This window comes from Arthrobacter sp. 01L42, from assembly GCF_056400005.1.
In genome coordinates this window covers 41,375-66,201 of the sequence record NZ_JBFTSL010000022.1, presented here as the reverse complement: position 1 = coordinate 66,201, position 24,827 = coordinate 41,375, and the positions used below count along the sequence as shown (strand labels likewise).

Sequence of the window (24,827 nt, the reverse complement as noted above, 5' to 3'; positions counted from 1 at the left end):
ACCTGGCCGATGCACGTTTGGTGGTTTGTCTTTCTGTTCCAGTTCTTGTTCTGTGGGGGGCTTTGGTTGTGACCGATTTCGTTGAGGTGCCGCTGTTGCCGGCGTCGGATGCTTCTCATGGTGGGCGGTTCAGTTATGCCGTGGCCGAGGCGGTGCAGTCGGTATTTGAATCGGCGGCGTCGCGGGTTGAGGGGCAGGCGGGGTCGCGGGCTTCGTATGTTTCCACGGCGAAGACGGACTTCAAGGGCCATTTCTCGGACCTGTTCGCGGCGAACGCAGTAACGGCTGCGGGGGACGCGGCGGCCCTGGCCTCAGCATTGCGGGCGGTCGCCGGCTATGTGGGGCAGATGATCGAGGCCGGGCGTGATGAGGATGATCGGCGCCGGCGGAACAACGAGTGGGTCCGGGAGCACAACGACCGGAACGGCTTCGAACAGGCCAGGGACTGGTTTTTTGGTGAGTCGGAGCGGCCGAACGCGGATCCGGGTCCGGCCCCGTCGTTTGCTCCGGCCTCGGCGGCCCTGGGCTCACGGGAAACCCCGGCGCCCGGTGGCGGGTATGGAGGCGGGACGTCCTCGGCGCGGCCGGCTGATCTGCGGTCCTTCGCGGCAGGGTCGCGGGGCCTGGACGACGGTTTGGCGGCCGAGCCGGGCTCGCTGCACGGGCAAATGTCCTCGTTCGCGTCTGCTTGCTACTGGGGTTCAATAGACGCGTCCGGAGTGATCACCGCATACCGGCGGTACTTGCAGGCGAACGAGAACGACGCGAAATGGGCGGTGACGGTTGCGGATGCATTTGCCGCCGCCGGCGGCGAGGGGGCCGTGTCGAGTGTTTCAGACGCGGCGGTGAACGAGGCGCTCGCTGCGGCGGGAGTGAGTGCGACCCGGTCCTCGTTGGCGATTGATCCGCCCACGGCGGCCGGTGCGATGCCGACCAGCGGGTACGCCAATGATCCCGTGAACACCTCAACGGGAAACTTCATCGAGCCGGAAACGGATCTGGGGTTCGCCGGGGTTGCCTCAAACGTGGTGCTGTCTCGGATGTACAACTCGCTGGCGTCAGGTTTGGAGATGCCCGGGGTGTTTGGTCCTGGGTGGGCCTCGGTTCTGGATCAGTACCTCGCGGTCTCGGATGAGGGCTGCCGGTGGGTGATGGCCGACGGCCGGGCCGTGGACTTCCCCCGGGAGGGCACCGGCTGGGGCAGGGGCGTGGGAGAGAATTACTGGCTCACCCGGGAGCCCGCAACAACAGCTGACCTGGCGGAGCTGGGCTCCCTGCCTGACGGTACGGTCGAGCTCCTGGTGGTCCGGGACAACCAGGGCGCGTGGTGGGCTTACAGCCTGGCCGGAGTGTGGCTCGGTGCCGGGTCCGGGCCTGGCCGGACGGCGTCCGTTCTCCGGGAAGGGCCAGCTGACGCCGGCAGTGCCGGACTGGTGACCCGGCTGGCGCATGTGCGGGGCCGTTTCCTCGACGTCGAGTACGTGGACGGGCTTGTTGCCGTGGTGAGGGCCTCGGACGGGCGCCGGGTGGAGTACGCGTACGACGCCGCTGGCAGGCTGACGCGTGTGGAGACCGGGCTGGGGACGCGCACCTACCGGTGGAATGAGAAGGGCCTGATCGAGGCCGTGGTCTCGGCTGCGGGCGTTCTCGAGGCAGAGAACACCTACGACGTACACGGCAGGGTTGTCCTGCAGACCTCCCAGCATGGGCGCCGGACCAGGTTCGCGTATCTGCCTGGCCGGGTCACGGTGGTTTCGGATGAGGACGGTACCCGCTCAAACTCGTGGATCGCCGATGCGAAGGGCCGCCTGGTCGGGGTGCTTGATTCCCATGACCAGCGTCAGTCCATGGCGTATGACGGCCACGGAAATCTGGTGTCGTTCACGGAGCGCGACGGGACGGTCACGGTGCACGCCTACGACGGGCGGGGCCGGAAGACCCGGACCGTGACCCCGGAAGGCGCGGACCTCACCTACGGCTGGGATGAGCAAGACCGCATCACCACGCTGGTGACGGAGTCCGGGTCGGTCGTCTCGTATGAGTATGCCGATGAGGTGTCGCGGGATCCCTCGGTGATCCTGGACCCGCTGGGCGGGCGCACCGAGCTTCAGTGGCGGAACGGGCAACTGGCCCAAGTAGTGGATCCGGCCGGAGTGACGGTCGGCTTTGAGTACGACGGGTTCGGGGACCTGGTCGCGACCCGGAACGCTGTAGGAGACATCGCAAGGATCGTCCGTGACCATGCGGGCCGCCCGGTCACGGCCATCAGCCCGTCGGGCGCTGAGACCCGTTTCAGCTACGACGCCGCGGGCCTGCTGGTGCGGCGCGAGGATCCGGACGGCGCCGTCTGGGCCTTCGAACACGATTCGGCGGGGCGGACGACGGCGTTCGTCGCCCCGGACGGCGGGCGGACCGAACTCGAATACGCCGTCAACGGTGAACTGGTCCGGACAATCGATCCTTTGGGCCGGGCCATTGAGCGGGTCTTCGATGAGCTCGGCAACGTCACCGCCGCGGTGCTGCCCGACGGTGCCCGCTGGGGCTTTGTCCATGACACGCTTTCCCGGCTGGTCGGGATCACGGACCCCGCCGGCCATGACTGGGTACGGGAGTACGACAAGATCGGCGCCCTGACCGCCGTCGTCGACCCCACCGGGGTCCGCACAGACGCGACCGCGGACCGCAAGGCCGGGACGGCGACGCTGACGGACGCGTTCTCATCCTCGACGTACAGCTTTGACGAGTACGGGCGCCCCAGGCAGGTCCAGGGGGTGGACGGCTCCGCGGAGCTCACCTCCTATGACGCGGCGGGCAACCCGGTGGAGCTCGTCGACGGCGACGGCGGCCTGACGGTCCTGGGCCGGGACGTGGCCGGGAAGATCACGTCGATCACCTCCCCCAGCGGTGCCGTTACCCGGTACGAGTACGACGTGTGCGGGCGGCCTTGGAAAACCACGGACCCGCTCGGCGCGGTCACGGAACTGGCCTACGACGCCGATCAGCGCGTCATTTCCCGGACGCTGCCCACGGGCGAGGTCGAGACCTTCGAGTACGACCCGTGCGGACGGCTTGTGCTGCGCCGCACCCCCGGCCAGGGCGTTTCCCGGTACGGCTACGACAAGGCCGGGCGGCTGACGTTCAGCCAGGACTCCTGGTACGGCACGCGCCGGTTCAAATACAACACCGCCGGGGAACTGACCGAGACCGTCAACGGCGTGGGCGGCCGGACCCTGTTCGAGTACGACGTCCGCGGGCGCCTGGTCCGGATCACCGATCCCCTGGGCGGGGTGACCACCCGCACCTACACGGCCACGGACCAGGTTGATTCCGTCACCGATCCGCTCGGGCGGATGAGCACCGCCACCTACGATCCCGCCGGGCGGCAACTGTCCCAGACCGACCCGGACGGACACACCACAACCTGGACGTATGACCGGGCCGGCCGGGAATCCTCCACCTCGTTCGACGGGAAGCTCATTGCCGGCGTCGAACGCGACCTGATCCGCCGCCGCGTAATCATTACCGATTACACGGGCGCTGACGGGCTGGCCGTCGAGCACGAGCTCGCGTATGACCGCTGCGGGCGGCTGGCGTCCCGCACCCGCGGCGGCCGGGGAATGTCGTGGAAGTACGACGCCGACGGGAACCGCACCGGTTTCACCGACGCGCACGGAACCACCACCACTTATGTCCGGGATGCCGCAGGCCGGGTGACCGCTGTCAGCAACCCCCGGCTCGGGGAGGCCGTGTTCTCCCACGATGCGTCGGGGCGTATCACCGCAGCCACTGCCGGGAACCTAGTCCAGGAATGGGCCTACCGCTACGGGAGCCTGTCCGAGCACAGCCGCACGGACCGTTCTGACCCGCTCTCGACCGATGTCACCCTGATCGGCCGGGACGAGGACGGCCGGATCACGGCCCTGACCCGCGCCGGTACCGTGACCCAGTACGGGTATGACGGGGCCGGCCAAATGGTCTCGGCCGCCACCACCCGGAACGGGGAGCCGTGGCTTCCCTCTGCGGTCTCCGAGTGGATGTACGACGCCGGCGGGCGCCTTATCCGGGAATCCACGCCGGGTGGCTCCCGGGTCTATGAGTACGACGCCGCTGGACAGCTCCTCGCCGTCACGGACGCTGACGATTCACGGACTGAGTATGTTCATGACGGCCTGGGTCGCCGCACCCGGCTCATCCACCCGGACGGGTCCTGGACCGAGTACTCGTGGGGTCAGAGCGGCCAGCTGAAGAGCGTTGCCGACCGCACGCCCGACGGTATGGAAACCTCCCGGCATGAGCTGTGGGTGGACGCCCTCGGCGAGCTGGCTGCCGTTGATGGGTCGGAGCTGTGGTGGGACACCGCCACCCCCATCCCCACCCTGGCCGGCTTCGGCGGTGAACAGGTCCTTTCGTTGCCTGGTGGTGTCACCGGTATCGAGGACGCCTGGATCGCGCCGGGCTGGCGGGCCGCCCGCCCCACCGACCAGTCCGACCCCTGGGCCGTCATCGGCGCGCCGGCAGTCCCTGGCCCGGGTCCGGGTGGCACTGCCGTTGGTGGTGCCGCTGGTTTGGGTTCGGTGTCCGGGCTGGCCGGTGTGCTGCCCGCCGGGATCACTCTGACCGGCAACGGCGGCCTGGACATCGCTGGCCTGGAGTGGCTCGGGGCACGTGCGTACGACCCCGCTACTCGTGGTTTCCTCTCCACCGATCCTCTCTCCCCCGTCCTCGGCGCGGGCTGGGACGGCAACCCCTACGCCTACGCCGGCAATAACCCCCTCAACACCACCGACCCCACCGGGCTGCGTCCGCTCACTGATGACGAGCTGAAGGCCTACGACAAATCGGCCGGGAGCCACTGGGAGTACGTCGTTGCGGGACTCGCCGTGGCCGCTGGCGTTGCTGCATTGTTCGTGCCGGGGCTCAACATCATCGCGGCAGGAGCTATCGCCGGGGCATTGAGCTCGGGTGGCCTCTCGGTCTTTTCCCAGAAATCGCAGAAGGGTTCGGTCGACTGGTGGTCGGTCCTCGGCAACACCGCGATAGGCGCGGCTACCGGTGCTGCAGGCGGCGGCGCGGCCATGTGGACTAGGGGCGTCCTCGCGGGTGCGCCGGCCGGACAGGCTGCAGCAGCGCTCGGAGTAAGTGCTGGCGCCAACGGGGTCGTCGGTGCGGGTGCAAGCGCCGCGAGCTACCTTTATCAGAAAGGCGGGCGCATCAATAACGGCTGGGACTTTGCGGGCAAGATCGCTGGTGGTGGCTTCGCCGGTGCCGTAGGCGGCCTCGCGGGGCCGGCCGGTGGCAGCCTCGCCAGAGGGATGTCATTGTCGTCGACCGGCGTGGTTGCCAAGGCCGGAACGATGGCCATCAGTGGCGTTGGTGCGGGAACAGGTTCGATGCTGGAGAACGTCGTCGCCGGGGATCCCATTGACCCCGCGAAGGCCGGGGCAACAGGCCTGTTTGGAGCGGGTGCTGCCGCGATACCTGTGGGGCGCATACCGGCGTTCAACCAGACAGGCGTTAGCACGCTAAGGCAGATGCCGTACTTTGCGCCTCGGACTGTGAACGGCATGTTTAACTACAACCAGACGAATACCGTGGGACTGTGGGGAGGCGCCTTGGGAGGTGGCACTGTCGGCTTCGGTGGCGACCAACTCCAGAGCGCACTCGGATGGTGAGCAAAACAGGCCTAGAAAGGGTTGGTTGTTGTGGGAAGAAAAGCTGAGCATCCGGTAAGGAATGCTCTGATCCTTAGTGGCGTGTTATTGAGCGCAACGGTCGCGGTGATCCTGGCAGGACCTCAGGACCACGTGTCACAGGAGGTCGTGGCACTACTCGCCGGCCTGGCCGTGGGTGTGTGGTTGCTGCGTTTCTCGCCGCCCTGGCGATGGCTAGCCATGTTGGTTTTGGTGCTTTCCCTCGTTCTCTGTTTGGTGTTGGGCCCAGCCGGAATCGCGTGGTTCGGTGGGTTTATTTCGGGCACTCAGGCAGGACTGGCCTGGCAGCATGCGAATAAGCGGAGCCGTCAGCCCGCTAAGCCGAGCCGGGAAACCACAAATAAGGCGGAGTGGCTTGTTGATGGGCGGGGCCTTAGCACCGTCGCGGAGGCACGTGAGGCGGCTGGTGCTGCGCTGCATTCCTTGGACGGGAAGTTGCGTGGACGGCTGGCTGTTGAGCATGGGTCGGCACGTTTTGAGGTGGCCGGTGGTGTTGGGCTGGGGATGGTCTGTCACCGGAATGCTGATGCTAACCAGGAGAGTTCCTGGGCGGTGTTGTTGCGGCCCGGACAAGCGAAGGATGAATCGGTGGATGTGCCGATGGGTGATGCGACGGGCTTCATTCCTTCTCGGTTCGTTAACGACCTCGGACCTGTCGAGGCGGCACTGACAGATTTCCTCGGGAACCCGGGATCAGCGTCGTTGGGCCCGGAATGGATGACGGGTAACGACGCAGAAGCCACTCGCCTGACCACTTTCTAACCACTAAATGGTGTCGCGATTGGCAGGAATGTGAGATCGTCGCGGCCCGCTTGTTCCGGGACGGCGAGTTGGAAAAATGGGTCGAGTATCCCACTGGATTAGTAATCAGCGATTCCGAGTTACAGACATAAGTTGGAGTCGTTCTGAACCACATGGGCCTTTGACCACAATGCTGAATCAGTGGAGCCCCTGGAGCGACTTGCAGGAGTGTCAGCGGATTGCCGATCGCCTTTTTCGGGAGGGCCGGAGGGAGGATTGGGTTGAGTACTCAACGGCCATCGTCGTGCCGGGTTAGGCGTTGGGGGAATACTCAGCAATGCTCCGAGGACAAAAGGCCGGCCGCCGCGCTCAACGGCGCTAGTGATTTGCACGTCGCGAAATCTCCAGATCGACCGTGGCGACCAATCCTGAAGTAGGAAAAGCGTATGGTTCGGTGGATTTATTTTGGGCACTCAGGCAGGACTGGCCTGGCAGCATGCAAGTAAGCGCCGTGAGCCCGCTCAGCAGGCCCGGGAAACCGCAAAAAAGAACGCTGACGGCTGTCGGATCACGATGCAAGATGTGGATCGCCGGCGCTCTTGGTTTCGCAAATCTGCGCGTGTATCGTTGGCTATCGTTGTATATCGTTCACGGTTGTCCATGAGGAGAGCATGATGCGCAGTTCTTACCCGGCAGGCGGATTTCGCGGCAACAATGTCGACGGCATGTGGCAGGCCGTAGAGGAGTTGCGTTCGAGGTTCGAGAAGCGCTCGGGTTCCCGGGCGGGGCGTGGCGAGGTGCGCTCGGCTGTGCTGGCACTGCTCGCCGAGCGGCCGATGCACGGCTATCAGATTATTCGTGAAATCGAGGAGCGCAGCGGCGGCACTTGGAAGCCCAGTGCTGGCTCCGTCTATCCGACCCTTCAGCTGCTGGCCGACGAGGGCCTTATCCGTGCTGAGGAATCCAACGGACGCAAGATCTATTCCCTGACGGACGCAGGCCGCGAGGAGATGGCGGGTGCCGGTAAGTCAGCGCCCTGGGAGTCGACGGGTCCGGCGTCGGGCTCGGGATTCGCGGCGCTGCCCAAGGCGGGCGTCGAGCTCGCGCAGGCCGCCTCCCAGGTGGGACGCACCGGCACGCCGGAGCAGGTGCAGGAAGCCGTGGCGGTGCTCGATGACGCGCGCCGCCGGCTGTACGCGATCCTCGCCCAGGGCTGACCGGGGTGATGTCGGTTCGCCGGGACCGGGCAGCTCCGGGACCCGGCACCCGGGGCCACCGGGCCCGTTACCGCCGAATCCTGCGCTTCGCCGCATGGCATCTCGCGGTGACCTGGTGGTTCGAGCTGTTCCTCCCCCGCATCGGGCTGGTGCGGATTGCCGAGCGCACCAGGGCGAAGAGGATGCGGCGCTTCGCTCAACGCTTCCATGCGCTGGCGGTGGACCTCGGCGGCCTCATGATCAAAGTCGGACAGTTCCTGTCCTCCAGGCTCGACGTGCTGCCGCCCGAGATCACCAAGGAACTCGAGGGGCTGCAGGACGAGGTGCCTCCGGTTTCGTTCCCCGCGATCCGCGCCCTCGCCGAAGCTGAGCTGGGCGCGCCGCTGGAGCAGTTGTTCGCCTCGGTCGAGGAGACACCGATCGCAGCAGCGTCCCTCGGGCAGGCGCACCGGGCGAGACTTGGCCCGGGCGACGCCGCCGACACCGGGCTCGACCGGGTGGTGCTGAAGGTGCAGCGGCCGGGCATCAAGGCCATTGTCGACGTCGACCTGGCGGCACTGCGCAAAGTGGGCGGCTGGCTCAGCCACGTGCGCCTGGTGTCCGATCGTGCCGACATGCCCGCCCTGGTCGAGGAGTTTGCGCAGACCAGTCTTGAGGAGATCGACTACCTGAATGAGGCGGCGAATTCGGGGCGGTTCGCCGCCGATTTCGCCGACGACGGCCGGGTGGAGGTGCCCGACGTCGTCTGGGAACGGAGCACCCGCCGCGTGCTCACCCTCGAAGACGTCACGGCGATCAAGATCACGGACTCGGAGGCACTGCTGGCGGCGGGCATCGATCCGGCCCAGGTCGCCCCTGTTTTTGCCTCGGTCATGTTCGACCAGATTTTTACGAGCGGCTTTTTTCATGCCGATCCGCACCCGGGGAACATCTTTGTCACGCCGGTTGCCGATCCATCCACGGAGCGCCCATGGAAGCTGACATTCATCGACTTCGGCATGATGGGCGAGGTTCCGGCGAGCACACGCAGCGGTCTGCGGAAGCTGCTCATCGCCGCCGCTTCGCGTGACGGCAAAGGGTTGATGACCGCGATCAGCGACGTGGGGGTGTTGGTGCCCTCAGCCGACACGGTCGAGCTTGAGCGGGCGATGACGCACCTCTTTGCCCGCTTTGGCGGGATGGGCTTCGCCGAGCTTCGCGAGGTTGACCCCCGGGAGTTCCGTGATTTTGCGGTGGAGTTCGGTGACGTGGTCCGCTCGTTGCCGTTCCAGATGCCGGAGAACTTCCTGCTCATTATCCGGGCGATGTCACTGACGTCGGGTGTGTGCAGCTCGCTGGACGCCCGGTTCAATCTGTGGGACTCGGTCGAACCCTATGCGGCGCAGCTGCTGCGCGACGAGCGCGGCAACATCGTGCAGGACGTTGCCCAGCAGGCGCTCGATGCCGCCGGGATGGCGCTGGGTCTGCCGAAACGTCTGGATGGGCTGCTAACCCGGCTCGAGGACGGTTCACTGTCGGTAGCAAATCCGCGCCTTGAGCGGCAGCTGGGACGGCTTGACCGCACGGCGCAGCGATCGGCATCGGCGCTGATCTTCGGCGCCCTGCTGGTTTCCGGCTCCGTGGTCCGCGCGGATGACATGGTGCTCGGCAATGTCCTGATGATCGCGTCGGTGCTTCCGCTGCTGCATGGGCTGTGGGTGGGGCGCAGCGGCCGCTGATCGAGCCGGTGACGGGGGTTTTGTCGCGCCGGACCCCGTTGGGTTCCGCTGCCGGGGGATATCATCAAACCGTGAAGGAAGGCCAGCCTTTTCGTCCTGCGAACCCCACCGAAACCCCCGGCCCCGGCCCCACAGGGCTCAACCCCACTTCCTGGAAGTCCTCGATCCTGAACGGGAGCGGCGCTCTCGCGGCGGCCGCCCTGATAGTGGTCCCGCTCTGGATGCTGCTCAGCAACCCGGCCGTCCTCGGCGGCCACCCCGCCCTGCCAACTCTCCTGGTGGCCGCCGTCGCACTGGGGATTCTTTGGGCGCTGATTCTGGTCAGACGCTGGTGGTTCGGCGGCAAACAGCAGCGTAGCGGTGACATTTCCACCTGGCAGTTGGTCCGCGGGATCGCAGGCAGGCTCACGGTCCTCGGTTTCGTGGCGGCGCTGATGTGGCTTAGCCCGTTCCCCCACCAACCCGACCGGGAGAAGGCGGTCCCGGCCAATGGACCCACCGCGACCGCGCCAGCCGGGTCAAAGGCTGCAGATGACGCCACTTCGATTACCCTTGCCCCGGCGGGCAAAGCCACCACGGGTATCGTCTTCTACCCCGGCGCCAGGGTCGACGCGCACGCCTATCAGGAGCTGCTGCAGCCGCTCGCGGACGCGGGTCATCTAGTCGTCATCCTGAAACCACCCCTTGGCGTCTCCCTGCTGGACACCAACCAGGCCCGTGCAGCCATGGACCGGCATCCCGAAATCGCTTCCTGGGCCGTCGGTGGTCATTCGTTGGGCGGCGTGAGCGCATCATCCTTCGCGGCGGCGAATCACGACGTCTCCGGGCTGCTGCTCTTTGCTTCGTACCCCGCAGAGAACATGGCGGACGCGCAGGGCCTCTCGGTGCTCTCCATCTCCGGCTCAAACGATGGCCTGAGCACGCCGGACAAGATCGCGGCGTCGAGGTCCCTGCTCCCGCCAACCACCACCTACGCAACGGTTGTGGGCGGCGTGCACGCGTTCTTCGGTGACTACGGTGGGCAGCCCGGGGACGGCGAGCCGGGCATCAGCCGCAACGAGGCGCAGCAGCAGATAGTTGCCGAGTCGCTCCGCTTCATGGACCGGCTCAAGGCTTCCGGCTAGGAAGCGAGCATTCCTCAGCTCCACCGCTACGCACCGCCAACCGCTACCGGCCCGCGGCGTACCCTTGCGCACCGCGCGGATTTGCGGCAGCCTGCAGGATCCCGGTCTCAGGATCCCGCACGACGGCGGACAACCGCCCCAGCGCCCAGTCACCAGCCCGGCTGACCACATGCCCGCGGCGTTCCAGCCCCGCGATGACGTCCTCACCGAGCCGGTCCTCGACGACGGCGCCGCCGGGCTCCCAGGTGCGCGGCCAGAAGGACCCGGGCATCGACGTCGTATGGAACGTCGGTGCGTCGATGGCCTGCTGCGGCGAATACCCGCCCACGATGGTCCGCAGCAGGTACGGCAGCTGCCACTGGTCCTGCTGGTCGCCGCCGGGCGACCCCAGCGCGGTCACGGCGTGGCCGTCCCGCAGCACGAGCGTTGGCGTCAAGGTGGTGCGCGGGCGTTTGCCGGGCGTCAGAGTGGACGGCGTGCCGGGCTCCAGCCAGGTCATCTGCAGCCGGGTGCCCAAACAGAAGCCCAGCTCCGGTATCGCCGGGGAGGACTGCAGCCAGCCGCCGGACGGCGTGGCGGAGACCATGTTGCCCCAGCGGTCCACGACGTCGATATGGCAGGTATCGCCGCGGGTCACCCCCGCGGGTGTCACGGTGGGCTCGCCGACGCCGAGTCCGGCCGCGGAGGCATGGCCCGCGAGCGCCGGCACCGTGTAATTGGTGCGCAGTGGCGGCCTGTACGGCGCCAGCCCGGGCACGGTGCCAGGCCGGAAGTCGTGGGAGGCCCGTTCCGTGATCAACGCCCGGCGGCCGGCACAGTAGTCCTCCGACAAGAGGTAATCGAGCGGCACGTCCGTGTCGCCGTAGTACGCTTCCCGGTCCGCGAGCGCGAGCTTCTGCGCTTCCAGTACGGTGTGCGCCCCGAGCTCGGTGGACGGATCAAGGAACCGGTCCTCGAAGCCGGACAGAATGGCCAGGGTCTGCAGCAGCGCCGGCCCCTGGCCCCACGGCCCGGTCTTGGCGATCGTGTGGCCCCGGAACTCCACGGTGGCGGCCGCCTCATACCCGGCCTCGAATCCCGCGAGATCGTCCAGGGCGAGCACTCCGCGGTGATCCGTGCCCGAGGAATGCCGGTGCGGGGACTGAACCGACGCCACCATGGCGCGGGCCACGAACCCCTCCCGCCACTCGCGGCGGGCCGCATCAATTCCCGCCTCGCGGGTGGATTCCCTAACTCCGGCCTGCACGAGCCGTTCCAGGGTGCGGGCATAGGCCGGGTTCCACACCAGCTCGCCCTCAACCGGGATTCGGCCGCCCGGCATCCACAGCTCAGCGGACGTGGGCCAGTGCGCCTCGAACAGCGCGGACACGGCCGCGATGGTGGTTCCGACCCGGCCGAGCATCGGGTGCCCGTCCCGCGCGTAGCCGATCGCGAAGTCCAGGACCGCGTCCAGCTCCCACGTCCCGTGGTCACGCAGCAGCAGGAGCCAGGCGTCGACGGCGGCAGGCACCGCGGCGGCCAGGGCACCCGATCCCGGAACGAGGTCCAGGCCTTCGGCCACGTAGTGCTGCACGGTGGCCCCGGCCGGCGCCGGGCCCTGCCCCATCAGGACTATGGGCTGCTCCGGCCGGTCCGCGGTGACGAAGATCCCGGTCATGTCTCCGCCGGGCCCGTTGAGGTGCGGTTCCACCACGTGGAGCACGAACGCTCCCGCCACCGCGGCATCGAAGGCGTTCCCGCCGCGCTCCAACACGGACTGGGCCGCCGCCGTCGCAAGCCAATGCGTGGACGCGCTCATCCCAAACGTGCCCTGCAGCGTGGGGCGGGTGGTGAACGCCTCCGGGCGTGTGAACGGCACACTCACCGCGCGCGAACTACCACCGAAGACTTCTGCCACCACGGTGTCAGCCAAACAGGGCCGCCACGCGGGTGAGGGTCTCATAGACGCCATACGCGAGCGGCACGCCGACAAGCCCCCAAGCGATGACCAACCTCCCGGTGGACGGTGTGACCGAACTCTGTGCAGTACTCATTTCAGCCCTCCAAGGCAGGTTCTTCGGCCCGGACGCGGCCAGGACGTGGTTCGTGGAATCGTGCGTCCACCGGCGTGACCAAGAGGTTCGCCACGAAACCGATCACCAGCAGCCCCACCATGGTCAGCAAGGCGGGCTGGTAGGACGCGGCGTTGAGCGCGCCGGGCTTGCCCTGCGCGTCCAGGAAAGCGTTGACGATCAGCGGCCCGGCGATGCCCGCCGCGGACCAGGCCGTCAGGAGCCGGCCGTGGATGGCTCCGACCTGGAACGTGCCGAAGAGGTCGCGCAGGTAGGCGGGGGCCGTCGCGAACCCGCCGCCGTAGAAGGAGATGATGACGAACGCGAGGGCCACGTAGAGGACGGTGGACGTAGAGCCGGCCAGCGCCAGCACGGTGTAGAGCACGGCGCCGACGCCGAGGTAGACCATGTAGATGCGCTTGCGGCCTGTGACATCGGAGGTGGCGGACCAGGCAAAGCGGCCGGACATGTTGCCGATCGAGAGCAGCCCCACGAAGCCCGCGGCCACTGCGGCGCTGGCCAGGGACGTGCCGTCGGGCTGGCGGAAGAAGTCCTGGATCATCGGAGCGGCCTGCTCAAGGATGCCGATCCCTGCCGTGACATTGCAGAACAGGGCGATCCAGACGAGCCAGAACTGCCTGGTCTTGACCGCGTTCCGGGCGGAGACGTTGTCCGTGGTGACCAGCGAGGCGGCCTTGACCTTTGCGGGGTCGAAACCTGCCGGTTTCCAGCCCTCGGCCGGAACTCTGATGGTGAACGCGCCGAACATCATGTAGGCCAGATAGACGACGGCGAGGGTCAGGAAGAGCTTGCCCACCGACTCACCACTGGCCACCCAGCCCTTGGCCCCGGAGTTGGGATCGTACATTTTCAGCAGGGCCGTGGAGACCGGGCTGGCGATCAGGGCGCCGCCGCCGAACCCCATGATCGCCATGCCCGTGGCCAGTCCGGGCCGGTCCGGGAACCATTTGATCAGGGTGGAGACCGGGGAGATGTAACCGATCCCCAGTCCGATGCCGCCGACGACGCCGTAGCCGAGGTAGACGAGCCAGAGCTGGTGGCTGAAGATGCCCAGGGAGCCGATCAGGAAGCCGCTCGCCCAGAACGCGGCGGAGGTGAACATCGCCTTGCGGGGCCCGTTCCTGTCCACCCAGGTGCCCATGATGGCGGCCGAGAGGCCCAGCATCACGATCGCAACGGAGAAGATCACGCCGATCTCGGTCAGGCTCGCGCCGAAGTGCTTCACCAGCGCGGTCTTGTAGACGCTCGTCGCGTAGGCCTGGCCGATGCACAGGTGCACCGCGAGGGCTGCCGGGGGGACGAGCCACCGGTTAAATCCCGGCGGGGCGATGGTTCGTTCGCGGTCCAGCCAACCCATAAGTACTCCCCCTGCTCGTCAACGGACATCGGTGTCCAGCACATTGCGGAAACGGCCCTCTGCCAGGGCCTCTGACCGAGCTTCCGGTAGAGGGCCGTTGCCTCCGGCAATCATGGTGCAGATCGTCAGCAAACGTACTACTTATGCGCCAAGCGGTAGGGAATCCGCGACGAACGGTGGTGCGGCAGCCGCACCGGGCGCTACTTGCCCAGGCCGGCCTTCCGGAGAGCCTCGGCCATCGCGGTGTCGACCGGCGACGGCGTGGGGGTCGGCCTCTGCGGTTGCCTGCCCGGCGTCCGGCGGTCGGCTGCCGGTTTCCCGGACGGCTGCCTTCCGGACGGTTGATTCGACGGCTGGGTCGACGGCTGGGTCGACGACTGGGTCGACTGCGCCTGCGACGCCGGCTGCCGCGGACGTTCCGGCCGCACGTCCGCACGACCGCCAGCGGGGCGGTCTCCGGCACTGCGGCCGCCCGCCGCGCGACCGCCGGACGAGGCCGGTTCGTCGTCGAGCCTGAGGGTGAGCGAGATGCGCTTCCGCTCCGGATCCGCCTCCAGCACCTTGACCCGGACCACCTGCCCGGACTTCACCACCTCACGGGGATCGGAGACAAAGCGGTTGGCCAGGGCCGAGACGTGCACAAGCCCGTCCTGGTGCACCCCGACGTCGACGAACGCGCCGAACGCGGCCACGTTGGTCACCGTTCCCTCCAGCACCATGCCGGGCCTGAGGTCCGAGATCTTCTCGATGCCTTCAGAAAACGCTGCCGCCGCGAAGGCCGGACGCGGGTCACGGCCGGGCTTCTCGAGCTCGGCGATGATGTCCTGCACGGTGGGCAGGCCGAAGGAGCCGTCCACGAAGTCCTGCGGGTTCAGCGCCGCAAAGCTTCCCGCAGCGGGCGCTTTGCCGGCGGCCGCCTTGATTTTCCGCGCCACCGGGTAGGCCTCGGGGTGCACGCTGGAGGCATCGAGCGGTTCCGCTCCCCCGGTGATCCGCAGGAAGCCGGCGCACTGCTCAAACGCTTTGGCACCGAGCCGCGGGACCTTCTTCAGCTCGCTGCGCTTGGCGAAGGGCCCGTGCTCGTTCCGGTACGCCACAATGTTCTCGCTCAGCAGCGGCCCGACCCCGGCCACCCGGCTCAACAGTGCGGGCGAGGCGGTGTTGACGTCCACGCCCACCGCGTTCACGCAGTCCTCGACCACCGCGTCCAGGCTGCGGTCCAGCTTCGCGGCCGTGACGTCGTGCTGGTACTGCCCGACGCCGATCGACTTCGGCTCAATCTTCACCAGCTCCGCGAGCGGGTCCTGCAGCCGCCGGGCGATCGAGACGGCGCCGCGCAGGGACACATCCATGCCGGGCAGCTCCGCCGCGGCGAGCGCCGACGCCGAATACACCGACGCCCCGGCCTCGGACACCACAATTTTCTGCGGCTTGTTTTCCGGCCCGGAGGAGAGCTGCTTGAGCAGTTCGGCGGCGAGCTTGTCCGTCTCCCTCGACGCGGTGCCGTTGCCGATCGCGACGAGTTCGACCCCGTGCTTCGTGGCGAGGCCCACGAGGGTCCGCAGCGCCTCGTCCCATTTCCGGGCCGGGGCGTGCGGGTAGACGGTGTCCGTCGCGACCACCTTGCCGGTGCCATCCACCACGGCGACCTTGACGCCGGTGCGCAGTCCCGGGTCCAGGCCCAGGGTGGCGCGGTTCCCCGCCGGCGCGGCGAGCAGCACATCGCGCAGGTTCGCGGCGAACACACGCACGGCCTCGTCCTCGGCGGCGGCGAACATCCGGCTGCGCAGGTCTGCCGTCAGCCGCGCCAGGACGCGCGAGCGCCAGGCCAGCTGGGCGGTCTGCAGCAGCCAGGCATCGGCGGGCCGGCCGCGGTCGGCAACCCCGAGGAACCTGGCCACGGCAGCCTCGTACCGGCCGCGGGCGGCGGTGAGGGCGGCGTCGTCGTTCGGATCAGCCTCGGCGAGGTCCAGCTCCAGCGCGCCGTCCTTTTCTCCGCGCAGCAGCGCCAGGACGCGGTGCGAGGGCATTCCGGCCGGCTGCTGGGAGAACTCGAAGTAGTCCTTGAATTTCTGGCCTTCGGCTTCCTTGCCTTTCTTCACCCGGGACACCATCCGGCCCTGGGTCCACAGCCGTTCCCGGAGCGTGGCGGCCAGGTCGGCGTCCTGCGCTACGCGTTCCACCAGGATGGAGCGGGCACCGGCGAGCGCCGCGGCCGGGTCCCCGATCGAGTGTTCGGCGTTGAGGTACTTGGCCGCCTCGCGCTCCGGGTCCAGTTCGGGGCGCTTGAGCAGGGCGTCGGCGAGCGGCTCCAGTCCGGCTTCGCGGGCGATCTGCGCCTTGGTGCGCCGCTTGGTTTTGAACGGGAGGTAGATGTCCTCCAGCCGCGACTTAGTGTCGGCGCCGACGACGGCGGCCTGCAATTCCGGGGTCAGCGCGCCCTGGGCGGCAATCGCCTCGAGGATACTCCGGCGGCGGTCCTCGAGCTCGCGCAGGTAGCGCAGCCGCTCCTCCAGCTCGCGGAGCTGGGTATCGTCCAGGGTGCCGGTCGCTTCCTTCCGGTAGCGGGCGATGAAGGGCACGGTGGACCCGGCGTCGAGCAGATCCACGGCGGCCTTGACCTGCCACGGCAGGACGCCGAGCTCGCCGGCGATCTGGGCGGCGATGCCGGACTCCTGGGTGTGCGGCGTGCCGGTCTGTGGTGAGCCGGTCTTCGCGGACGGACCGGAGGCGGGCGAGGCGGGTGAGGCGGGGCGCTGCGGGTGTTGGGTCACCAAACCATTTTGCCTTACCCCGGTCAGCGGCCGGGCTCGCCCGGAGGAGTAAAGGGTTCCTGCACGTCCTGAACAACCTCGTTGCGGCGCAGGAACCACGGCTTGAACGGCGGATCAAAACGGGCGAATCGTGGCGGCCCCACAGGCTTCAGCCCGGCTAGCTTCAGTGCCTCCTGGAGGCCATCGTTTCGCCGTACAAAGGCCGCCTCCGACCCGCTGCCTGAGAACCGAAGGGCGGCTGCCAGGGAACCTGGCTGGGCCCGGACTCTAACGTCGGGGTTCGCCGGGACCGGCGCCGTCTCCGCCGTCACCCCAACGGGGAGCACAAAGGCCACGATGAAATCAGCGGGCTCTGAACTTCCCGGCAGCGGGCCGCTTTGCAGAACCGGCGCGGTCATCGCCAGCTTTTGCGACTGCCCGGGCCCCTGGATCACCGGGGCCGTCATCGCCAGCTTCCGTTGCGCCGTGTTGCTGCCGCTGATGTAGTTGAACAGGTGCCGGAAAGCGGCATTCCCGGCGCGGTCGAAGGTCGCTTTGACCTCTATTTCCGCTACGGCGTACGCGGGATAGCGGCGCAGCTCGAAGTGCGCGTAGCGCTGGACCAGCTCATACGGTTGCTGTTCGGTCATAGTCCTCAGACCCTACGCCGGTCCTGCGACAGGAACCAGAGGACATTGCCTGGTTCCGGTCCCGTGTTTGACTGTCAGAGGGCTTTGATAGCTTGAATAGCGGAGGCACCAACAACGGGGCACCAGCAACGGGGGCACAGTGTTTTTTCTTGAACCTGAGGTACCGGGCTCATCACCGGATCTGGTCTATTCCGCGAGCGACCTCGTGGTGGCAGCGAGTTGCGAGTATCAGCTGCTGCGCAAACTCGACGAGAAGCTGGGCCGGTCCCCCAGGGCTACCTTCGAAGACGACGAGATGCTCAAGCATGCAGCGGTGTTGGGTGACCTCCACGAGCGCAAGGTCCTCGGCGGTTTCGTGGCGGAGTTTGGCCACTGGGATCCGGCCACCGGGCACGGAGTGTACGACGTCGTCCCGGCCGAGGCCATGGACCGCGCCACGCTGGCGGCCAAGCACGCCGAGTCCATTGGGGCGCTGCGCGAGGGAGCCGACGTCGTCTTCCAGGCCGCCTTCTTCGACGGCCAGTTCCACGGCCGCTCCGACTTCCTCGTGCGGCAGTCCGACGGCAGCTACGCCGTGTTCGACACCAAGCTCGCCCGCCACGCAAAGGTGACGGCCCTGCTCCAGCTGGCCGCCTACGGCGACCAGCTGCTGAAGGCCGGGATCCCGGTGGACCCGGCGGTGACACTCGTCCTTGGCTCGACGGTGCAGCTGCCCGGCGGCGGATTCGACTACGTGCGAAGCCACCACAAACTCTCCGAGATCCTGCCGGTTTTCCGCGAGCGCCGCGAGCGTTTCCTCGCGCTGACCGCCGCGCACATCGCACAGCCGGGACCAGTGGGCTGGGGCGCGCCCGGGCTGACCGCCTGTGGCCGCTGCGATTACTGCCAGGAGCAAGTCAAAGCCACCGACGATCTCCTCCTCGTGGCCCGGATGAACTCCGCGCAGCGCAAGAACCTCCACGAACGTGGGATTCGTTCAGTCACTGACCTGGCGCAAGCGGCCCTCACCAAGCCCACCCCTACGCTCCTGCGCCTGCAGGAACAGGCGCGGATGCAGAGCGGCGTTGGCCCTGCCGACGGCGAAGTCTGCTACCGCAAGGACGGCGAAGAGCACACCATCCGCTACGGCGTCCTGCCCGGGAACACCTTGGCCGAGCTGCCCCCACCGAGCCGGGGCGATATTTTCTTCGACTTCGAAGGCGATCCGCTGTGGCAGGACCGCGCCACGGGAGTGTGGGGGCTCGAGTACCTGTTCGGCGTGATTGAGGCGCCCACCGAGCCCGGCAGTCCGGGGATTTTCCGGCCATTCTGGGCCCACAGCCGGGAGGCGGAGAAGCAGGCGTTCCTCGATTTCCTTGACTATGTCGAGAAACGCCGACGGGACCACCCGGACATGCACGTCTACCACTACGCACCGTATGAAAAAACGGCGCTACGAAAACTCTCGGTGATGCACGTTGCCGGGGAGGACATCGTGGACGAGTGGCTCCGCGAAGGCCTGCTGGTGGACCTGTACCAAACGGTCCGGAACAGCATCAGGATCTCCGAAAACTCTTACAGCATCAAGAAGCTCGAGCCGCTCTACATGGGGGCGAACCTTCGAACTGGCGAAGTGAAGGACGCCGGCGCCTCCGTGATTGCCTATGCACGGTTCTGCGACGCGAGGGACAATGAGCGGCCCGACGAAGCGGCCACAATCCTCGCCGGGATCTCCGACTACAACGAATACGACTGCCTCTCCACGCTGGAGCTCCGGAACTGGCTGCTCGGGCTGGCCAAGGAACGCCGGCCGGAGCCGCACGGCGCGGAGGCGGGCGCGGCGTCCGGCGCGGAGGCGGGCGCGGCGTCCGGCGCGGAGGCGGGCTTAGAGGACGGCCCCGACGACGACGGCTCGGCACGAGCCGATGCCGCGCTGGCCCCGGCTGAGCTGGCACTGATGGAATTTGCTGAGCCGGGCGGCGGCTTGTCCGAGGACGACCGTAAGGCCGTCGCCATGCTGGCCGCGGCCGTGAGCTACCACCGCCGGGAGCGCAAGTCGTTCTGGTGGTCGCACTTCGACCGGTGTGAGCACGGTCCGGACACGCACGAACGGGACCGGAACGTTTTCCTCGTCGAATCCGCGGAACTCCTCGACGACTGGCAACAGGCGGGGACCAAACTTCCGGAGCGGCGGGTCAAGCTGACCGGCTCCGTGAGTCCCGGGTCGGACCTCCGCGAGGGCAGCAAGTGGTTCCGCATGTACGAGCTGCCTCTTCCCGCCGGACTGGAGGGTACCGGCAAGAACGGAACCGGGCGGAGCGGATGGTTCGGCACGGAGGTCCTGGAGCTGGGGCATGAGGACGGCAAGGACACCGTCATCATCCGGGACCGGCTGCACCGGAAGATACCGCCCTACAATGACCTCCCCATTGCGCTGACGGAAGACCAGCCCCTCGCCACCAAGAGCCTCGAGCAAGCACTGGCAGCCCTCACTGACACGGTGGTCGCCGGCCTGGGGTCCGGCTCCCTCCTCCGCCATCCTGCGCTTGACCTCGTCCGGCGTCAGCCGCCGAGGCTGGCCGCCGGAGCTTCACTGCCGCAGCCTGGTGCCGGACCGGACCGCTTCATTGAAGCCATCACGGCGGCCGTGCTGGCCCTTGACCACTCCTACCTGGCGGTGCAGGGTCCGCCCGGAACGGGCAAGACCCATGTGGGGTCCCACGTCATCGCCCGGCTCGTGGCCCGCGGCTGGAAAATCGGCGTCGTCGGCCAGTCGCACGCGGTGGTGGAGAACCTGCTGAAGACCGCCGTCACGAAGGCCGGGGTCGACCCGGCGCGCGTGGCCAAAGACGTGAAGCACAACGACGCCCTGCCGTGGGCCCGGCGCACCGGCAAGGACGTTGCGGAGCTGCTGGGTGCGCCTGGAGGCGCCCTCGTCGGTGGCACGGCGTGGACCATGACCGGCGCCACCGTCCCGGCCGGCTCCCTGGACCTCCTGGTGATTGACGAGGCCGGCCAGTTCTCGCTGGCCAACACCCTTGCCGTGGCCCAGGCCAGCAGCCGGCTCCTCTTGCTCGGCGACCCGCAGCAGCTGCCGCAGGTCAGCCAGGGCAGGCACCCCGAGCCGGTCGACGAGTCGGCCCTGGGCTGGATTTCCGCAGGCCACGCCACGCTGCCGCCCGAGCTTGGCTACTTCTTGGCCGACTCGTGGCGGATGAACTCAGGGCTGTGCCTGGCCGTCTCGGAGTTGTCCTACGAAGGCCGGTTACGTTCCGCCCCGCCCGCGGATCTGCGCCGTCTGGAGGGTGCGCCCGCGGGGATTGAGACGGTGATGGTGCCGCACAGCGGGAACACGACGTCGTCGGCCGAGGAGGCTGCCGAGGTCGTCGGGCAGGTGCGCCGCCATTTGGGCCTTTCCTGGCACACCGCAGACGGAGCCCGGCCATTGGAGGCGGCCGACATCCTGGTGGTGGCTGCCTACAACGCACAGGTCAACGTCATTCGCGATGCCCTGGACGCCGCGAATCTCGCCGGCGTGCGGGTGGGGACCGTGGATAAGTTCCAGGGCCAGGAGGCCGCGGTCGTGATTGTGTCCATGGCATGTTCTGCGGTGGCCGAGGCTCCGCGGGGCATGGAGTTCCTGCTCTCGCGGAACCGGATCAATGTGGCGGTGTCCCGCGGCCAATGGCGTGCCGTGATCGTCCGCGCGCCCGAACTGACCAACTACCTCCCCGCCCACCCCGAAGGTCTGGAGCAGCTGGGCGGCTTCATCGGCCTGTGCCAGAGGTCAGTCCGCGCCTAACTGTCTTTGCCGCACCGTCCGGCGAGGGACATGCCCATTCTTCGGTGGCCTCAGCCTGGGACATGCCCATTCTTGCCCCCGACCAGTGGACATCTAGGCATCATGCCCGTCGCACGCCGCCAAGGCCGGACATGTCCACTCTTCGCTGCCCACCCAACGGAACATGCCCATTCTTCGATGGCCACAGCATGGGACATGCTCATTCTTGCCCTCGACCAAGGGACATCTAGGCATCATGCCCGTCGCACGCGGCCAGGGCCGGACATGTTCACTCTTTGCTGCCCACTCCACGGAACATGCCCATTCTTCGGTGGCCCGCACCCTCCAACGAGGGACATGCCCATTCCTCGCCAGCCACAGCGTGGGACATGCCCATTTTTCGCCGCGGCCAAGGGACATCTAGGCATCATGCCCGTCGCACGCGGTCAGGGCTGGACATGTCCCGCGGTGGCGGGGTCCGTCGCGGGGAGGCCCTCGGCCAGCAGGAGTGCCTCATCCAGCACGGCGCCGAAATTCACGGGGTCGTGTGCAAACCGGCCCAGGAACAGGCCCGAGAGACCCTCAAGCGTGGGCAGCAGTCCGGGCTTGGCCGATCCGCCGTAGATGACCGGCAGCCCCGGCACGCCGGCGGCGGTGAGCTGGTCCCGGAGCCGGCTGACGACGTCGGACACGTACGCGGCGGCGGCGGGCTCGGCCGCGCCGATGGCCCAGACCGGTTCGTAGGCCACCACCAGGCGGCCGGCGAGGTCCCAGTCGCCGTCGACAGCCGACTCGATCTGGCGGAACACAAAGTCCGCCGCGGCCGCCGGCTGCCCGCCGTCGCGCTCCCCCACGCACAGCAGCGGGGTGAGCCCGGCGTCGTCCGCGGCCCGGACCTTGAGGGCCACCATGGCGTCGTCCTCGCCGAAGTGCTGCCGGCGTTCGGCGTGGCCGATCTCCACGAGCCGGACGCCGAGTTCCGCGAGCATGGACGGGGCTACTTCCCCGGTCCATGGCCCGTCCGACCAGCCGCAGTTCTGCGCACCGAGCAGCAGCGGTGAACCCGCCAGGAGCCGGGCCGCCGCGGGCAGGACGGGGAAGGACGGGATGACAAACGGGACAACCCGCCCGGCCGCGAGGGCCGGGCGGGTGTCCACTTCGTGTTGCAGCCGCTCGAGCCAGTCCAGGCTGTCCCGGTAGCCGAGGTACATCTTGGTGCTGACCCCCACCAGGATGCGGGTGTTGGAGGTCTGGCTGCCGGGGCTCTGCTGCATGTGTTGGTGCTTTCTGCTGGATCCAGTGGATGGGCGCTGGACGTCGTGCTGGAAGTGAGGCCGGGAGCCTTTACTGCTCCAGCAGCTCGTCGGCCTTGTTCTTGAAGCGGCGGGTCGCGAACATCATGGCCGCTGCCAGGAACGGGAGCACGCCGAGGGCATAGACGCCCATGGTCCCGGTCTCCGAGGCGGTCATCTGGTTGACCGAGGTGCGCAGGATCGGCGCCACGAAGCCGCCGAGGTTTCCGAGCGAGTTGATCAGGCCGATCCCCGCGGCCGCGGCGGTTCCGGTGAGGAACGCCGTCGGGTAGGACCACGCGATGGGGCCGATGGAGAGGAACGAGCACACGGCGAGGGTGATGAAGATGATGCCGAGCGCCGGAATGTGGTTGGCGCCGGCCCACGCGGAGCCGAAGATGCAGAGTCCGGTGGAGATGAACAGCCCGGTGCCCCAGACCCGGCGGCGGATCACGGTGTTCGCGGCCTTGCCAATGAAGTAGCAGGCGAAGATGCCGAAGAACCACGGGATGGCTGCCATCAGGCCGACGGCGATGCCCACCTTCTGGCCGGTCAGCTGTGCGACCTGCTGCGGCAAGTAGAAGGTGACGCCGTAGACGGCGATCTGCAGGCAGAAGTAGATGACGGTGAAGTACCAGACCTTGCCGTTCTTCATGGCCGCCAGGACGCCGCGCGGCCCGGACTCTTCCTTGACGGTGTCCTCGAGCGCCATGACCTCCAGGAGGGCGTTCTTCTCGTCCTTGTCCAGGAACTTGGCGTCCTGCGGGCTGTTGATCAGGAAGAAGTACGCGGCGACGCCGGCGACGACCGCCAGCATTCCCTCGACGAAGAACATGACCTGCCAGCCCTGGACGCCGGGGACCTGGTCGCCGATGTTGATCAGCCAGCCGGAGAGCGGGGCGCCCAGCATCTGGGAGAACGGCTGGGCCAGGTAGAAGATGGCGAACATTTTGACGCGGACCTTGTTGGGGAACCACGCGGCCAGGAACATGATGACGCCGGGGAACAGCCCGGCTTCGGTGACACCCAGCAGGAACCGCAGGATGATGAAGGACGTCTCACCCTGCACGAACGCGAAGCAGGCCGAGACGATGCCCCACGTGATGGCGATGCGGGCCAGCCATACCTTGGCGCCGAATTTGGTCAGGAGCAGGTTGCTCGGGATCTCGAACAGGGCGTAGCCGATGAAGAAGATCCCGGCGCCCAGGGCGAAGGCGCCGGCGCTAATGCCCTTGTCCACGCCCAGGGCAGCTTCGGAGAAGCCGACGTTGGTGCGGTCCAGGAAGGCGACCACATACAGGATCACCAGCATGGGCATCAGCCGGCGGGAGGCCTTGGAGATGGCCGATTTTAGGACCGGTGTCTCCAGTAGGTCCCGGGTGGACGTTGTTGTTACGGTCATCAAAAAACTCCTCGTCGAGCAATCAGTGGTGTAACTCAGGGGGGTGAATCAGTTGCATGAAAGTGGCCGGATGAGGCCAGTCCAAAACGAGCCAGGCCGGCTCCGGCTGGAGAAAACTAGCGCGAAAAAACCATCATCAGGACGCCGGCCGCGCAGGCCAGGATCCCGACGGCGAGGTAGATCTTCCGTCCTTTGCTCCAGGCTGCGAATCCGGACGCGGGGGTTTGGCTGTGTTGTGCCACGAGGCTTCTTCCTTAGTGCATGTAGAGTCCGCCATCCACATTCAGCGTCTGGCCGGAGATGTAGCCGGCGTCCTCGCTGATGAGGAAGGCGATGGCTGCTGCGATGTCCCGGGTGGAGCCGACCCGGTTGACCACGAGGTCTTTGGTGAGTTCGTCCTTGCGTTCCTCGCTGAGGGTGCCGCCCATGATGTCGGTGTCGATGGGCCCGGGTGAGATGGCGTTGACCGTGATGTCGTATTCGCCCAGTTCACGGGCCGTGGCCCGGGTCAGGCCGATCACGCCGGCTTTCGCCACGGAGTACGGCGTCTTGGAGAAGGTGCCGCCGCCACGCTGCGCGGAGACAGAGGAGATGTTCACGATGCGCCCGATCCTGTTCTTCACCATGGATTCCGCGACGCGGCGGGTGGCGTAGTGGACGCCGTTGAGGTTGATGTTCAGCACCCGGTCCCATTCGGCGGCGTCGAGTTCCAGGTAGGGCACCGGAGAGCTGACGCCGGCCACGTTGGCGAGCGCAACGATCTGCGGCAGTTCCGCCTCGATGGCGTCGATTGCCGCGCGGACCGAGCCTTCGTCGGAAACGTTGGCGCCGGCGCCGAAGGCCTTGACGCCGTGCTCGGCTGCCAGTTCCTTGGCCGCCGCCTTGCAGAGTGCGTCATCGAGGTCGATGATGCCGATGTTCCAGCCCTGTGCGGCCAGGTAGCTGGCGGTGGCGCGGCCGATGCCGCGCTCGGACACGGCGCCGGTGATGATGGCGGTGCGTTCTGTTGGGAAAGTGCTCATGGGAAGGC

15 protein-coding genes are annotated in these 24,827 nt (G+C 67.5%); 6 read left to right on the top strand and 9 right to left on the bottom strand.

Annotated elements, in window-relative coordinates; all coding sequences use genetic code 11:
• Positions 1-68: 68 nt before the first annotated feature.
• The 5 genes from AC1DN2_RS17955 (at position 69) to AC1DN2_RS17935 (ending at position 10,511) form a co-directional block, all read left to right on the top strand.
• A complete protein-coding gene (locus AC1DN2_RS17955; RefSeq protein ID WP_476851405.1) occupies positions 69-5,672 on the top strand; it encodes a DUF6531 domain-containing protein in 5,604 nt (1,867 codons plus the stop codon).
• A 30-nt stretch (positions 5,673-5,702) separates the two neighbouring features.
• Positions 5,703-6,473 carry a hypothetical protein gene (locus tag AC1DN2_RS17950; RefSeq protein WP_476851415.1) on the top strand — a complete coding sequence of 257 codons (771 nt, stop codon included), beginning with the start codon at positions 5,703-5,705 and terminating at the stop codon, positions 6,471-6,473.
• Positions 6,474-7,126: 653 nt separating this feature from the next.
• Complete coding sequence (locus AC1DN2_RS17945; protein ID WP_476851414.1) at positions 7,127-7,669, top strand: PadR family transcriptional regulator; 543 nt, start codon at positions 7,127-7,129, stop codon at positions 7,667-7,669.
• 8 nt (positions 7,670-7,677) lie between these two features.
• A complete protein-coding gene (locus tag AC1DN2_RS17940) occupies positions 7,678-9,387 on the top strand; it encodes an ABC1 kinase family protein (protein ID WP_476851413.1) in 1,710 nt (569 codons plus the stop codon).
• A gap of 71 nt (positions 9,388-9,458) precedes the next feature.
• Positions 9,459-10,511: an alpha/beta hydrolase gene (locus tag AC1DN2_RS17935; RefSeq protein WP_476851404.1), complete on the top strand. Its 1,053-nt coding sequence runs from the start codon at positions 9,459-9,461 to the stop codon at positions 10,509-10,511.
• Positions 10,512-10,554: 43 nt separating this feature from the next.
• On the opposite strand, the gene AC1DN2_RS17930 is transcribed toward AC1DN2_RS17935, so the two are convergent.
• The 5 genes from AC1DN2_RS17930 to AC1DN2_RS17910 form a co-directional block, all read right to left on the bottom strand.
• Positions 10,555-12,309 (bottom strand): gamma-glutamyltransferase family protein, encoded by a 1,755-nt coding sequence (locus AC1DN2_RS17930; RefSeq protein WP_476851412.1) that lies wholly within the window; start codon positions 12,307-12,309, stop codon positions 10,555-10,557.
• A gap of 106 nt (positions 12,310-12,415) precedes the next feature.
• Positions 12,416-12,544 (bottom strand): MFS transporter small subunit, encoded by a 129-nt coding sequence (locus AC1DN2_RS17925; protein WP_263407449.1) that lies wholly within the window; start codon positions 12,542-12,544, stop codon positions 12,416-12,418.
• 1 nt (position 12,545) lies between these two features.
• Entirely contained in the window at positions 12,546-13,940 is a 1,395-nt protein-coding gene (locus AC1DN2_RS17920) for an OFA family MFS transporter (protein WP_223915547.1), read from the bottom strand.
• A gap of 200 nt (positions 13,941-14,140) precedes the next feature.
• Positions 14,141-16,714, bottom strand: a complete 2,574-nt coding sequence (locus AC1DN2_RS17915; protein ID WP_476851403.1) for a Tex-like N-terminal domain-containing protein — start codon at positions 16,712-16,714, stop codon at positions 14,141-14,143.
• Between the two features lie 23 nt (positions 16,715-16,737).
• Positions 16,738-17,343, bottom strand: coding sequence for an SOUL family heme-binding protein (locus AC1DN2_RS17910; RefSeq protein WP_476851402.1), 606 nt, complete (start codon positions 17,341-17,343; stop codon positions 16,738-16,740).
• A gap of 139 nt (positions 17,344-17,482) precedes the next feature.
• Between AC1DN2_RS17910 and AC1DN2_RS17905 the strand changes: the two genes are divergently transcribed.
• Positions 17,483-21,124, top strand: a complete 3,642-nt coding sequence (locus AC1DN2_RS17905) for a TM0106 family RecB-like putative nuclease (protein WP_476851401.1) — start codon at positions 17,483-17,485, stop codon at positions 21,122-21,124.
• Positions 21,125-21,549: 425 nt separating this feature from the next.
• Here AC1DN2_RS17905 and AC1DN2_RS17900 read toward each other — a convergent pair whose 3' ends face one another.
• The 4 genes from AC1DN2_RS17900 to AC1DN2_RS17885 all read right to left on the bottom strand — a co-directional run bounded on the left by AC1DN2_RS17900 (position 21,550) and on the right by AC1DN2_RS17885 (position 24,819).
• On the bottom strand, positions 21,550-22,377 hold the full coding sequence (locus AC1DN2_RS17900) for a triose-phosphate isomerase family protein (protein WP_476851400.1): 828 nt from the start codon (positions 22,375-22,377) through the stop codon (positions 21,550-21,552).
• Between the two features lie 70 nt (positions 22,378-22,447).
• Positions 22,448-23,797, bottom strand: a complete 1,350-nt coding sequence (locus AC1DN2_RS17895; RefSeq protein WP_476851399.1) for an MFS transporter — start codon at positions 23,795-23,797, stop codon at positions 22,448-22,450.
• 116 nt (positions 23,798-23,913) lie between these two features.
• Positions 23,914-24,039 (bottom strand): hypothetical protein, encoded by a 126-nt coding sequence (locus AC1DN2_RS17890; RefSeq protein WP_476851398.1) that lies wholly within the window; start codon positions 24,037-24,039, stop codon positions 23,914-23,916.
• A 12-nt stretch (positions 24,040-24,051) separates the two neighbouring features.
• Entirely contained in the window at positions 24,052-24,819 is a 768-nt protein-coding gene (locus tag AC1DN2_RS17885; protein WP_026539080.1) for an SDR family NAD(P)-dependent oxidoreductase, read from the bottom strand.
• Between the last annotated feature and the right edge of the window lie 8 nt (positions 24,820-24,827).

Bases quoted from the DNA above. Each gene is read 5' to 3' on its own strand.
- AC1DN2_RS17940 (WP_476851413.1), top strand. From the start codon at position 7,678: ATGTCGGTTCGCCGGGACCGGGCAGCTCCGGGACCCGGCACCCGGGGC.
- AC1DN2_RS17925 (WP_263407449.1), bottom strand. From the start codon at position 12,544: ATGAGTACTGCACAGAGTTCGGTCACACCGTCCACCGGGAGGTTGGTC.
- AC1DN2_RS17930 (WP_476851412.1), bottom strand. From the start codon at position 12,309: ATGAGCGCGTCCACGCATTGGCTTGCGACGGCGGCGGCCCAGTCCGTG.
- AC1DN2_RS17920 (WP_223915547.1), bottom strand. From the start codon at position 13,940: ATGGGTTGGCTGGACCGCGAACGAACCATCGCCCCGCCGGGATTTAAC.
- AC1DN2_RS17900 (WP_476851400.1), bottom strand. From the start codon at position 22,377: ATGCAGCAGAGCCCCGGCAGCCAGACCTCCAACACCCGCATCCTGGTG.
- AC1DN2_RS17910 (WP_476851402.1), bottom strand. From the start codon at position 17,343: ATGACCGAACAGCAACCGTATGAGCTGGTCCAGCGCTACGCGCACTTC.
- AC1DN2_RS17885 (WP_026539080.1), bottom strand. From the start codon at position 24,819: ATGAGCACTTTCCCAACAGAACGCACCGCCATCATCACCGGCGCCGTG.
- AC1DN2_RS17945 (WP_476851414.1), top strand. From the start codon at position 7,127: ATGCGCAGTTCTTACCCGGCAGGCGGATTTCGCGGCAACAATGTCGAC.
- AC1DN2_RS17895 (WP_476851399.1), bottom strand. From the start codon at position 23,797: ATGACCGTAACAACAACGTCCACCCGGGACCTACTGGAGACACCGGTC.